Raw genomic sequence first — 12461 nt, 5'->3', positions numbered from 1 at the left:
TTCACCTCATCCGCAACAGGTCGCACGTCGCCGCGTAACTCGCCTCCAGATCGACCGGCACGGCGAAGTCCCGCGACAGCCAGAACGGGAGCGTCGGCAACGCCGCCCCGAGGTCGAGGCGGTGCGGCCACAGGTCCAGCCGCGGTTGCTCGGCCACGACCGTCCGGTACGAGACGGCGTACAGGGCCGGGTCGGGCATGCCCCAGGCTTCCAGCGGGGCGTCGAGTTCCAGCAGTTCCAACAGCTCGCGGTGCAGGTCGTGGCGGCGGGTCGTCACCACGTCCACCACGACGAGGCCGACCTGGGTGCGGAGGTAGCCGGCGCACTTCCCGGCGAACGCCTGCCGGGCGGCGGGGCGGTCCTTGTTCGCCGGGCTGACGAGTTCGATCGCCCCGACCAGCCGCGGAATGTCGCCGGTCAGCGTCACCCGGACCTCGAACAGGTCGCGGTCCGGCAGGTTGACCGCCCCGCTCCACGCCGGTTCGCCCGGCGACCACGCCGACGCCCCGCCCGCGGCCGTGGCGAGCGCGGCCACGTCGATCTCCACCAGCGGGCCGCGGGAGGCTTGCGGGATGGCGACGTAGCCGTCCGGCAGGATGCGGTTGAGTTGCTGGGCGAGCATCGTCGCCCACGCGCTGTGGAACCCCTCCCACGGGCGGGTCTGCGACAGCGGCGGGACGAAGTGGTTCAACAGCGGCATGGGTCACTCCCGCGCGAGGTACAGGCCGCGGTTACAGACGGCGCAGCAGACGAACTTTCCGGCCTCCAGGTCGAACACCCGCGTCTCGCCGATCATCGAGCGGCACTGCTGGCACGCCCCGTTCTTCACCCCGGCCAGCCCCTCCGGGCCGTAACTCTTGATGAGGCGGGCGTACTGGTCCTTCACGTCCGGCGGCAGCTCCGCCTCCCGCTTCGCCAAGTCCGCCTCCGACAGCTTCTGGTCCTCGATCATCCGCTCCAGCCGCTCCTTCGCGTCCACCTGGTACTGGGCGAAGTCGGCCTGAGCCTGCTTCCACTTCGCTTCCACGGCGGGGATGTTCGCCGTCCGCTCCTCGATCTCCGTCATCGCACTCAGGATCGCGTCTTCCAGTTCGCCCTTCTTCGCGGTCGCCATCTCCGTTTCGTGCTTGACGGCCTCCATCTCCTTCATCGTCGTCACCGTCATCGCCTTCGTGCCGAGCTTGTCGAGCTGCTGCTCCACCTGCTTGAGTGCGCCCTCGTCTTCCTTTTGCTTCAGCTTGAGCTTCTTGATCGTGTCGTAGGACGCCTTGTGTTCCTGCTCCTCGGCGGCGAGGCGGGTTTGTTGGGCCTTTAGCACGCGGGGGCCGCGGTCGATCTCCTCCTTCAGCTCGCGGAGGTGCTTGCGAAGGCGGTGGCATTCGCGGAGGATCGGCGGCACGGCGGTGGACATGGACGGCTCCCGGACGATTTCTGTGATTCTACGCGGTGCGAAAACGAACGACCCACCCGCAAGGGGTGGGTCGTGGTGGTGGTCTTTAGCCCGAAGGGCTGCAACATGTCAGCCCAGGGCAACGCCCTGGGTTGGGCGACACCAACGGGCAAGCCCTGAAAGGGCGAAACAGTCCCACCTGTTTCGCCCTTTCAGGGCTTGTCGTTGTCGGGTGCGGCCCACCCAGGGCGGCGTCGCTTCGCTCCTTGCCCTGGGCTGACATGTGTAACCCCTTCGGGGTAAAGACCGGGGCCGACTTGTTGCGTCGGCCCCGGAACAAACATTGGGAAATATCGCGAGAAGATCGGCCTACTTCTTCACGTTGTTGAGCACGGCCCACGCGTCGAGGAAGCCCTCGAGCTGGCGGCTGCGGACCGGGTGTTGGAGCTTGCGGACGGCCTTCGCCTCGATCTGCCGGACCCGCTCCCGCGTCACCTTGAAGATGCGGCCGACCTCCTCCAGCGTGTACGTGTACCCGTCGCCCAGGCCGTACCGTAACTTGATGATTTCGCGTTCGCGGTACGTCAGCGTCTTCAGCACGGCCTCGATCTTGTCCTTCAGCATCTCGTTCGTGGCCGCGTTCACCGGCGAGTCGATCGTGTGGTCCTCGATGAAGTCGCCGAAGTAGCTGTCCTCGCTCTCGCCGACCGGCCGGTCCAGGCTGATCGGGTGGCGGCTGATCTTCAGCACCCGCTTCGTCTCCTCGTAGCTGATCCCGGCCGCCTTCGCCGTCTCCTCGATCGTCGGCTCGCGGCCCATCTCCTGGAGCAGCTGCTTCGAGACGTTCCGCAGCTTGGACATCGTCTCGATCATGTGGACCGGGATGCGGATCGTCCGCGCCTGGTCGGCGATGGCGCGGGTGATCGCCTGCCGAATCCACCACGTCGCGTAGGTGCTGAACTTGAACCCGCGGCGGTACTCGTACTTGTCCACCGCCCGCATGAGACCCGTGTTCCCCTCCTGGATCAGGTCGAGGAAGCTCAGGCCGCGGTTGCGGTACTTCTTCGCGATGCTGACCACCAGGCGCAGGTTGCCGCCGGACAGTTCCCGCTTGGCGAGCTCGTACTCGGCGAACCGCTGCTTCATGATCTGCACCCGGCGGCGGAGCGTGGACGGCTCCTCCAGCGTGATGAGCATCAGGTCTTGAAGTTCTTTTTCGAGATTCGCGCGTTCTTCCTTCGCGGCGCGGTTGCCGCGGAGTTCGATGATGTTCTGCTCCAACTCGTCCATCCGCTCGCTGATCTGTTCCAGCTTCTTCATCAGCGGCTGGACCTTCTGCGTGCGGATCGACAGCTCCTCGACGAGCGTGACCGTCTTCCGGCGGCGGGACTTCAGCCGCTCGCGGATTTCTTCCTTGGCCGCCTCCTCCGTCCGCTCGTCGGTCAGCCGGTTGAAGTCGTCCACGTTGACTTCCATCAGCGGCTCGAGCGTCCGCAGGTTGTGCGGCATCCGCTGGAGGATTTTGTCCTTCTCCAGGTTCTCGGTCTGCGAAACCTTGATCGTGCGGTCGAACGGCAGGTCGCCGGTCTGGACCCGCTTGAGCGTCTCGAACACGTTGCGGAGGGCGTAGTCGCACTCCAGCACCTTGCGGCGGAACCGGCGGCGGGTGACCTCGATCTTCTGCGCGAGCGAGATTTCCAGCCGGCGGTCGAGCAGCGGGATTTCGCCCATCTGCGTCAGGTACATCCGCACCGGGTCGTCGATGTGCCGGCCGTCCCCCTCGTTGTCGGAGAAGAGGGCCTCGTCTTCCGCGAGGATGGCCTCCTCGGCGACGCCGTTGGCGGGCTCGTCCGCCTCTTCCGGGTCGATGACGTTGATGCCGTTCTGTTCGAGCTGCTCGAGGATGTCTTCGAGCCGCCCGGACTCGGACGTGCCCTCGGGGAGGGCCTGGTTCACCTCGTCGAAGGTGAGCGACCCGCTCTGCTTGCCCTTTTCAATGAGGGCCTTGAGGACCTGGTCGTCGGTCTTAACGTCCGTCATCCGAAATCTCCCGTGCCTGTGGGCCGCCGCGTGGGGGACGCGGCGGTCGGAACGGTAACGAGGCGAATGCGGCCGAAGGTGGCCGCACGCCGGCGATCCGTCGCCGGCCTTCTGCGTCAGTCGATCCCCTTCGACCGGCCCTGGAGCCGGCGGAGGAGGTCGAGGGCGGCGGCGTCATCCGTGCCGACCCCGCCCAACTGCTCTTTCAACGACCGCTTCTCGGCTTCGACCGTCTGCTTCGCGAAGCCCTCGACGACTTTCTTAAAGTACAACGGCCGGTCGGAAATACTACGCCCGACCTCTTGCAAGTCCATCGCCACGGCCGCGAGGTCCGGGCGGTCGATCAGCTGCACCCGCAGGTTGTCCAGCTCCGGCGACAACGAGCGGTCGAGCAGGGCGTACAACTCGACGAGCATCCGCTTCAGCCCGGTGTGCGTGATGCTATCAGACGGCACGCCCGCCTTCGCCTCGCGGACCAGGTCCGGCTCGGCGAGCAGAATCTGGAGCAACTGCCGTTCGAGGACCGGCGGCGCGCCAGATTTCGCTGGTGGATTTATAACACGCGCCGCGTCCGGCTTCAGGGGCAATTCTTGCGGCCGGGCCGCTTCCCGCTGTTCCCGCCGCCGGCGGTCGATTTGCAGCTCCTTTAGCCGCCCGCGGACGGATCGCAGTTCCAGACCCAATCGCTGGGCCAACCGCGTGAGGATCAGTTCCTGCTTGAGTTGCGCCGCCTGGCTGGGGACCGGCGGGGCGAGGGCGATGATGCCGAGGATCACGTCGAGCATCCGCCGCGTGCCGTCGATGCTCTCGTTCTCCGACTTGGCGAAGAGCTGGTTCAACTTGAAGTCGAGGGCGTCCACGGCGGACGCGAGGGCGTCGCGGAAGACCTGCACGCCGTCCGGCTGCGCGAGCAGGTCGGCCGGGTCGAGGCCCGGCGGCAGCGCGGCGACGGCGAGTTCCACGTCCTGGCTGACGAAGATTTCGAGGGCGCGGTCCACCCCCGTGTTGCCGCCGTCGTCGGCGTCGAAGACGAGGACGATCTTCTTCACATGGCGGATCAACTGCGCCACGTGCCGGGCGTTGAGCGCGGTCCCCATCGTGGCGACGACGTTCGCGACGCCGCACTGGTGGGCCATCATCACGTCCGTGTAGCCCTCGACGACGGCGAGGAACCCGGCGGCGCTCCCCGCGTGCCGGGCGAGGTCGATGCCGTAGAGTTGTTCCTGCTTCTTGAAGAGGAGCGTTTCCGGCGTGTTGTAATACTTCGGCCCGCGGACCGCATACGGCGAGTCCGGCATGATCCGGCCGCCGAACCCGACCGTCCGGCCCTGCACATCCCGGATCGGGAACATCACGCGGTCGCGGAACCGGTCGTAGAACCCGCGGCCCTCGTCCCGCGCCGCGATCAGGCCGACTTCGACGAGCAGTTCGGTCGAAACCCTGTCCGTCGCGGCCTGCTTCACCAGCCACTCGCCGTCGAGCGGGGCGAACCCGAGGCCGAACTGCCGCACGCTCGGCCCGGCGAGGTGCCGCTCGCCGAGGTACTTCCGCGCCGCCTGCGATTCGGCCGATTCGAGGAGGTGCTGCTGGTACTTCTCCTGCGCCCACTTCATGACGCCGAAGAGGTGCAGCTTGTGCGTGTCCTGCGGCGACGCGCTTGGGTCGTCGAGCGGTATGCCGGCCCGGTGCGCCAGAATTTTCATCGCTTCGAGGAACCCGACCTTGTCGTACTTCTCCACGAACGTGAACACGTCCCCCTTCGCGCCGCACGCCCAGCAGTGGAAGTTCTGCCACTTGCGGTCGATCTGCAGCGACGGCCGGGTGTCGTTGTGGAACGGGCAGACGCACTTGTGCGTCTTGCCGACCTGCGTGATCGGCAAATAGCCCGAAATGACATCGAGGATGTCACTGGCGGCCTTGACCTGATTCTTGAGTTCCACCAAGTCGCGCGGCACGGATGCACCTGATCGTCTACCCGACGGCTTCGTCTTCGCGGCGGTGTGGGTCGGGAGGAACGAAGCCCGTGGGCAAGTAGGGGTCGCGGTCGTCCGCCGTTCGGAGGGGTCGGCAAGACCTGCTGGCTCATTTCGTGTGACGGGTGCCGGGTGGAAGTCGGCAAACGGGCCGTCGGTGAGCCACGTTGGGAGGTCGTGCGGGCCGCTCGGGTTACGGGGAGGGAACGTCGGACGTAATCGCAACGGCATCAATCCGTTGATGCTGCCCGGAATTATAAACGGCCCCGGCCCGCCGTCAAGTTGGGCACGCCCGGCCGAATCGGATTACGTCGCCGAAGTCTACCCCACGACCGGCGTTCGCGTCGGGGGGCGGCGGGCGAATCGGTGCGAAAGCGGCGAGGAAGCTCCGTGCGAGCGGCGCGAATGTTCGGATCATCAGGTTTCACAAAGCCGGACGGTCGGTAGCGGCGGAAGGGAAGCGGCAGGGGATTTTGTTGAAGTACGATGGCCCGCAGATGACGCAGACTTCGGCGCAGATGAAGAGGATCAAAACCAGGATTGGATTTCTTCTTATCCGGTTTTTATCCGCGTCGAAGTCCGCGTCATCTGCGGGCCATTCTTCACTCCAACCCGCCGACCGCCTAAGTTGGAGTTATCCGGCTCGCCCTTCTGCCGAGAATCGCATGGACCCCAACGCTCAACCCGCCCCGGCCCCGATGCCGATGGGCGACCCGCCCGCCCCGGCCGACCCCATGGCCGAGGTCGTCCAACAACAACCGGCCCCGCCGCCGAAGCCGCCGCTCGACAAGGCGAAGGCCCGCCAGGACCTGTTCGTCACCGGGATCATCTTCGCGGTCGCGCTCATCGTGATCGGCGTGATCTTTGCCTTCTTCAAGGTGTGGGCGCGGCGGCGCGTCGAGGACTGCGAGAACCCGGCGATGACCCTCACGTCGTTCCGCGAGATGTACGAGAACGGCGAACTCTCGGACGAGGAGTACGAGCGGGTCCGCAACAAGATGGCGGCGAAGATGAAAGGGAGCCTCGGCATCAAGCCGTTGCCGGCCGTGAAGCCGAAGCCGGACCCGGATGTCGGCCAGAACGGGACGCCGCCGCAGTCCGAATCGCCGGGTTGAAAAATTTACTCGGTCTCCCGACGCCGCAAGGGGTGTACAATCGGCAGACCCGCCGGGTCGCGGGCGGAAGTGCGGGACAATCTGGCACAACCGATGTCCCGTAACAATTAGCGGCGAGATATAGTTCAGCCACGCCCGGCACGACCGGCCGGGCGACACAACCGGCAATCATTCCCTCCCTTCCGAGGCGTCGATGGCAGACCGCAACTCCGGGGACGGTGGCACCCGCCGCCCGACCACCGCCACCGGGCGAAACCGTAACGCGTATTGCTCCTTCTGCCGCCGCAGCCACCGCGACGTGGGGCCGCTCGTCGAAGGCCCCGGCGACGTGTACATCTGCGGCGAGTGCATCGAACTCTGCCAGTCGATCATCGAGCAGGAGAAGAAGCGGCGGGGCGGCGGCAAGGTCGCCGCGGTCGGCACCCCCAGCCCGCGGGCGCTCAAGGAGAAGCTCGACCAGTACGTCATCGGCCAGGGCCGGGCGAAGAAGGTCCTCTCGGTCGCCGTCCACAACCACTACAAGCGGTTGGCCCACGCCGACGGCGGGCGGAGCGACGTGGAGATCGAGAAGAGCAACATCCTGTTCGTCGGGCCGACCGGCAGCGGCAAGACGCTCATGGCCCGCACACTCGCGAAGGTGCTCGACGTGCCGTTCGCCATCGGCGACGCGACGACGCTGACCGAGGCCGGGTACGTCGGCGAGGACGTGGAGAACCTGCTCCTGAAGTTGCTCCACGCGGCCGACTTCGACGTGGAGGCGGCGCAGCGGGGCATCGTGTACATCGACGAGATCGACAAGATCGCGAAGACGAGCCAGAACGTCAGCATCACCCGCGACGTGTCCGGCGAGGGCGTGCAACAAGCGCTCCTGAAGATGCTCGAAGGGACGGTGTCGAACGTCCCGCCGCAGGGCGGACGGAAGCACCCGGAGCAGCAGTACATCCAGATCGACACGTCGAACATCCTGTTCATCTGCGGCGGCACGTTCGTCGGGCTGACGGACATCATCAGCAAGCGGATCGGCCGCAAGACGATCGGGTTCGGCGCGAGCGCCGACCGGCGGGAGAGTACGGAGGCCGAGCTGCTGAACCAGGTGATCGCGGACGACCTGATCGAGTTCGGCATGATCCCGGAGTTCGTCGGCCGGCTGCCGGTCCTCGCCCCGCTCGACCCGCTCGACGAGGACGCGCTCATCAAGATTCTGACCGAGCCGAAGAACGCGCTCGTGCGGCAGTACCAGAAGCTATTCGAGATGGAAGGGGCGAACATCGAGTTCGAGAACGGCGCGCTGCGGGAGATCGCGCGGCTGGCGAAGGCCCGCGACACCGGGGCACGCGGGTTGCGGGCGATCGTCGAGGACCTGATGGTGGACGTGATGTACGAACTGCCCGACCTGGAACACAAGGGCACGCACGTCGTCAGCGCCGACGTGGTCCGCGGAACGCGGCGGCTGTTCGAGCGGAAACCGGGTAAGAAGAGCGCGTAGTCCGATTTTGAGGAACAGGTCGAATCCGGCGGGATGACCCGCCGGATTTTTTTTGTTTTACATGATCTTTACACTCTATAGGATTGCGTCAAGCCCACTCAACAGTGACTACCTCATGTCCGGTGACTTGCTGTCGGCACTCGCCCCGTTGTTGGATCGCGTCCAGCAGCTGGTGCAAACTGATCCGAAACTGCGGCACGAGGTCGCGACGCTCGGCCGCGCCCTGGCCGGTTGGTCCGAAGCCGTGCCCCGGCCGGACGTTCCGGCCCCGGACCCGCCCCCGCCGCGGCCCGCGGCCCCGCCGATCCCCGTCAACATCCACCACCCGTCGCCGAGTACCGTGATCGCGCACGCCGTCCGGCGGGCGGAGGAGCACGAGTCCGGCGACTCGCTCGGCTGGATGCCGCAGGAGCCGGCGATCATCGCCGCCCGCTGCCGGACGAAGGGGGAGGCGGCCCGGCTGGTGAGCAAGAAGTACGCCAATCTGATGGACGAAGGGCAGTACCTGTCGGCCGTCGCGGAGGTGCGGTCGCACGCGGAGAAGTTGCCGAAGTGTACGCTCTGGATGCTAGACATGTCCGCGCTGTCGCGGTCGTCGGTCGTTTGGGAGGACCTCGTCGGCGGGTACGTCACGGCCGCCGACGCGGCCGAGTTGCTGCAACTCGCCACCGACCCCGCGGCGAAGGTCGAGCCGGACCAGATGCTGCTCGCGCTCAACCTCGCGGCCGAGGCGCAGTCGCTGCTCTTCTCCGCCGTGATCGACACCGGCAACCCGCGGCCGGACGCGGACCAGATTCAGCTCTACGTGACGGTCCGCGAGCTGGCGACGGCCCGGAACACGTACATCCACCGCTACCTGCGGCGGGAGGACCGGGTCGATCCGCGGACGTGGCCGGACCTGCGGAAGCGGATCGCGGCGGCGGCCGAACCGCTCGGCGCGCTCAAGAAGCAAACGAGCGGCGCGAAGAAGGTGCTCGCGAACCTGAAGTTCAAGCTGAAGAAGGCGGCGGCGGACGGCCCGGAGCGGTACGACGAGTGGCCGCGGGTGATGGAACTGCTCGACGAGGCGGTGAGCACCGGCATCCCGGCGAACAGCCCGGAGCTGCGGGACGGGCTGCTACCGGTGCTGGACGGCATCCCCGAGGACGTGATGGTCCCCGTGAAGGCGGCGGCCGTACTGAGCGAAGTGGACAAGTTCCTGGCCGGCCAGTTGATCGTGCCGGAGGGGACGCGGATTTACTCCCCCGACGTGCCCGCGACGGCCGCCCGGTTGCGCGGCGCGAAGGTCGTGCTGATCGGCGGCCACGTCCGCCCGGCGGAGAAGCTGCAACTCGAGCGGGCGCTGGAACTGGCGGAACTCCGGTGGGTGTGCGGCCCGGACGCGGAGGCGAACATCGCGCGGCCGGACGTGTCGCTCGTGCTGTTCGCCGTGCGGTGGGCGACGCTCGACTTCCCCGAAGTCCAGCGGCTGTGCGCCGCCCACGCGAAGCGGCTGGTCCGACTGCCGGCCGGCTACCACCCGAACGCGGTGGCGAAGCAAATCCTCCAGCAGTCCGAATCGTCGATGCTGATCGCGTAATCTCGTGGAACCCGGAGCGGTAGCGACGGGGTGTTCCGCAACACCCCGTCGCTACCGCTCCGGGTTCTACTGTTCCCGCTCGCGTTGACGCCATTTCTCCCGCGGTGGTATCCTCGTCACCCCGATCCGAGGGTGACGATGGTTGGCCTTTCCGTTTCCGCGCCGAAAATCGCGAACCATCGCCGGTTGTCGGTGAAGTCCGCCGTCGAGTGGGCGCTGTTTCTCGCTGCCGTCGGGATGGTCTACGCGACCATCTGGGGCCGCGTCCGCACGACGGGACCGGCCGTGCTGCTCGGCCTCACGATTCTCACGTCCGCCGCGCAACTTCTAGACCGAAAGACGGCGACCCGCCGCGCGGCGGTGCTGCTGCTCACGTTCGTCGTCGCGTACTTGTTCCGAAACTATACGTCCGGTCTGGTGGCGCACCGCGTCGGTCGGTTCTCGCTCGTCACCGGCCTCGGGCTAACGGTGCTACTCTCGCTGCCGACTTCGCTCATCGCTCGCCTCTCTGAAATCAGCATCCGCCTCCGGGCGCGGCCGACGGACAGGGTCGGCATTCTCGTCGCGCTGTTCGGCGTGGCGCTCCCGGCGAGCTTCTTCTACGCGAAGACGACGCATGAGGTTTGGACCGGCGACACGCTGCCGGTCGTGCCGACGGTGGTGCAGCTCTACCAGCACGGCGACCGCGAACTGTCGCGCTTCGAGCCGCCGTCGTGCTTCCGGCGGTGGGACGCCTACGGCCCAGGACACGCCTACTTCATCCGCGAGGTTCCCTGTCGCGCCGGCCGCTACTCCGCGTACCCGGCCGGGATGGAAGCGTTCGCGTGCCCGGTCGTCGCCCTCGCCGGGGCGACGGGCCACGACCTGATGGACGACGAGTTACACCTGAGCATCGAGAAACTGACGGCGGCAATCACGGCCGGGTGCTCGCTCGGGATGTTCTTCCTCATCGCGTTGCACTTCGGCCCGCCGTCGGCCGCGTTCGCCGTGACGTGGCTGATGGCGGCGGGGTCGGTCTTTGCCTCAACGCTCGGCCTGCTGCTGTGGCAGCAAGGCGGCGTCGTCTTCTGGATGCTGCTCGCCCTGCTCGTCGAGTTCCGCGCGAACGGCCGGCCGGGTTGGAAGGGGTTGCTCGCGCAATCGCTGGCGTGCGGATGGATGCTCGCGTGTCGGCCGTCCGCGGTGACGTTCCTCGTGCCGTTCGGCCTCTGGGTGCTGGCCCGCGATTGGCGGCGCGGGCTGTTGCTCCCGCTGCTGGCGGCGCTGTGGTATCTGCCGTGGGGCGTGCTGTACTGGTCGATCTACCGCACGCCGTTCGGCCCGTCGATGGCCGTCTTAGCCGAGCGGTGGTTCCCCGGCGAGAACCTCTGGGGCGTGCTGGTCAGCCCCGGCCGCGGGCTGCTCGTCTACCAGCCGTGGCTGTTGCTCCTGATCCTGCGAATGATTCCGGCGGCTCGTGAAGGGGACGCACAACCCCGCGGCTGGACGGCGTTCGCCGTCGGCATGGTCGGGCTTCACCTGCTGCTCATCGCGTCGTGGCCGATCTGGTGGGGCGGCCTCTGCTACGGCTCGCGGCTGGTTGCGGAAGTCGTCCCGATCCTCGCACTCTTCCTCGTGCGGCCGGTCGCGTGGCTCCTCTCTCGCCGCGCTGGGTGGGTCGTCCTCGCGGCCGTCGGGCTGTTCTCGTTCGCGATTCACGCCCCGTGCCTGTACTATGACGCGTGGCTGTGGAACTCCGACCCGGTGACGGCCGACGCCGACCCGTCGCGGCTGTGGGACTGGGCGAGGCCGCCGTTCCTGTACAACTTGGTCCGATGACATGGCCCGCGACAAGCCGCCGATCCTGAAGCTGCACGAACTCGTCGCCGGTCAGGGGCCGGCCGACTTCTTCGCGCTCTTGGCCGAGAAGACCCGCACGTCCACCCGCGACGGCAAGGCATTCTTCAACTGCAAGTTCCGCGACCGGCGGAAGACCGTCTCGTGCGCCGTGTGGTCCGATTCGCCGCTGTTCCACGACTGCGAGAAGGCGTGGCAGCCGGGCACGGTGTACAAGGTCCGCGGCGTCTACGCCGAGCACGAGAAGTACGGCCCGCAGATCGAAGTCGTCATGATCCGCGCGGCGACGGACGCGGACGACGTGGACGAGGCCGAGTTCTTCGAGCGGTCGCGGTTCGATTCGCACGTGATGCTCGCCGAGTTGCTGGCGCTGGTCGATGAGGAAGTCGAAGACCCGCCGCTGAAGCAACTCGTCATCGACCTGTTGGACACGCACGCCGACACACTCAAGAAATTACCCGCGACACTGAAGACGTTCTACCCGTTCCCCGGCGGGTGGCTGGAACACGTTCTGAACGTGACGCGGAGTTGTTGCTGGCTGGCCGACCGGTACGCGGAGCGGTTCCCGAACCTGAAGCCGTTCAACCGCGACCTCGTCGTCGCCGGGGCCGTGCTGCACGACATCGGCCGCGTCGCGGAACTGACGGTGACGGGAGACGGACAGACTTCGGAATTGTCGGTCGCGGGGCACTTGATCGGGCACGTCCAACTTTCGCGTGACTTGGTACGGGACGCGGCCCGCGCGATCCCGGAGTTCAACCCGGAGTTGCTCCAACTGCTCGAACACGTCATCCTGACGCACCTGACGCGGCCGGAGTGGGGGTCGCCGAAGTTGCCGATGATCCCGGAGGTGCTGATCCTCCACCACGCCGACGACCTGGACGCGAAGTTCGAGATGTTCGCCCGGCTGCTGGGCAAGGACGCCGTCGAGGGGCCGTTCACCGAACGCGATCCGGTGTTGGGGAAGCAACTCTTGAAGAGGCGGCTCGTGTAAACGAACGACGGGCGGCGAAAGTCGCCGCCCGTCCTGTTCTCAATCCTG

The 12461-nt window shown here is 66.9% G+C and carries 9 protein-coding genes; 5 read left to right on the top strand and 4 right to left on the bottom strand.

The window, feature by feature from the left end; translation table 11 throughout:
• Position 1 precedes the first annotated feature (1 nt).
• From AC5JJ2_RS14795 to dnaG, 4 genes are all read right to left on the bottom strand, one after another.
• Positions 2 to 700 (bottom strand): DUF4058 family protein, encoded by a 699-nt coding sequence (locus tag AC5JJ2_RS14795; RefSeq protein ID WP_495858776.1) that lies wholly within the window; start codon positions 698 to 700, stop codon positions 2 to 4.
• Between the two features lie 3 nt (positions 701 to 703).
• On the bottom strand, positions 704 to 1411 hold the full coding sequence (locus tag AC5JJ2_RS14790) for a zinc ribbon domain-containing protein (RefSeq protein WP_495858775.1): 708 nt from the start codon (positions 1409 to 1411) through the stop codon (positions 704 to 706).
• A gap of 348 nt (positions 1412 to 1759) precedes the next feature.
• Positions 1760 to 3430, bottom strand: coding sequence for an RNA polymerase sigma factor RpoD (gene rpoD, locus AC5JJ2_RS14785; protein ID WP_495858774.1), 1671 nt, complete (start codon positions 3428 to 3430; stop codon positions 1760 to 1762).
• 116 nt (positions 3431 to 3546) lie between these two features.
• Entirely contained in the window at positions 3547 to 5385 is a 1839-nt protein-coding gene (gene dnaG / locus AC5JJ2_RS14780) for a DNA primase (protein ID WP_495858773.1), read from the bottom strand.
• 683 nt (positions 5386 to 6068) lie between these two features.
• Between dnaG and AC5JJ2_RS14775 the strand changes: the two genes are divergently transcribed.
• The 5 genes from AC5JJ2_RS14775 to AC5JJ2_RS14755 all read left to right on the top strand — a co-directional run bounded on the left by AC5JJ2_RS14775 (position 6069) and on the right by AC5JJ2_RS14755 (position 12413).
• Complete coding sequence (locus AC5JJ2_RS14775) at positions 6069 to 6518, top strand: SHOCT domain-containing protein (protein ID WP_495858772.1); 450 nt, start codon at positions 6069 to 6071, stop codon at positions 6516 to 6518.
• A 193-nt stretch (positions 6519 to 6711) separates the two neighbouring features.
• Positions 6712 to 8004: an ATP-dependent Clp protease ATP-binding subunit ClpX gene (gene clpX / locus AC5JJ2_RS14770; protein ID WP_495858771.1), complete on the top strand. Its 1293-nt coding sequence runs from the start codon at positions 6712 to 6714 to the stop codon at positions 8002 to 8004.
• A gap of 115 nt (positions 8005 to 8119) precedes the next feature.
• Positions 8120 to 9583, top strand: coding sequence for a hypothetical protein (locus AC5JJ2_RS14765; protein ID WP_495858770.1), 1464 nt, complete (start codon positions 8120 to 8122; stop codon positions 9581 to 9583).
• A 138-nt stretch (positions 9584 to 9721) separates the two neighbouring features.
• Entirely contained in the window at positions 9722 to 11401 is a 1680-nt protein-coding gene (locus AC5JJ2_RS14760) for a hypothetical protein (protein ID WP_495858769.1), read from the top strand.
• 1 nt (position 11402) lies between these two features.
• Complete coding sequence (locus AC5JJ2_RS14755) at positions 11403 to 12413, top strand: 3'-5' exoribonuclease YhaM family protein (RefSeq protein ID WP_495858768.1); 1011 nt, start codon at positions 11403 to 11405, stop codon at positions 12411 to 12413.
• Positions 12414 to 12461: the final 48 nt, after the last annotated feature.

This window comes from Limnoglobus sp. (genome assembly GCF_059499385.1).
This window is presented reverse-complemented; position numbering and strand designations above follow the sequence as displayed.

What these genes read in the sequence shown, in the direction of transcription:
- AC5JJ2_RS14795 (WP_495858776.1), bottom strand. Translation starts at nt 700, where the DNA reads ATGCCGCTGTTGAACCACTTCGTCCCGCCGCTGTCGCAGACCCGCCCG.
- AC5JJ2_RS14790 (WP_495858775.1), bottom strand. Translation starts at nt 1,411, where the DNA reads ATGTCCACCGCCGTGCCGCCGATCCTCCGCGAATGCCACCGCCTTCGC.
- rpoD (WP_495858774.1), bottom strand. Translation starts at nt 3,430, where the DNA reads ATGACGGACGTTAAGACCGACGACCAGGTCCTCAAGGCCCTCATTGAA.
- AC5JJ2_RS14775 (WP_495858772.1), top strand. Translation starts at nt 6,069, where the DNA reads ATGGACCCCAACGCTCAACCCGCCCCGGCCCCGATGCCGATGGGCGAC.
- clpX (WP_495858771.1), top strand. Translation starts at nt 6,712, where the DNA reads ATGGCAGACCGCAACTCCGGGGACGGTGGCACCCGCCGCCCGACCACC.
- AC5JJ2_RS14765 (WP_495858770.1), top strand. Translation starts at nt 8,120, where the DNA reads ATGTCCGGTGACTTGCTGTCGGCACTCGCCCCGTTGTTGGATCGCGTC.
- AC5JJ2_RS14760 (WP_495858769.1), top strand. Translation starts at nt 9,722, where the DNA reads ATGGTTGGCCTTTCCGTTTCCGCGCCGAAAATCGCGAACCATCGCCGG.
- AC5JJ2_RS14755 (WP_495858768.1), top strand. Translation starts at nt 11,403, where the DNA reads ATGGCCCGCGACAAGCCGCCGATCCTGAAGCTGCACGAACTCGTCGCC.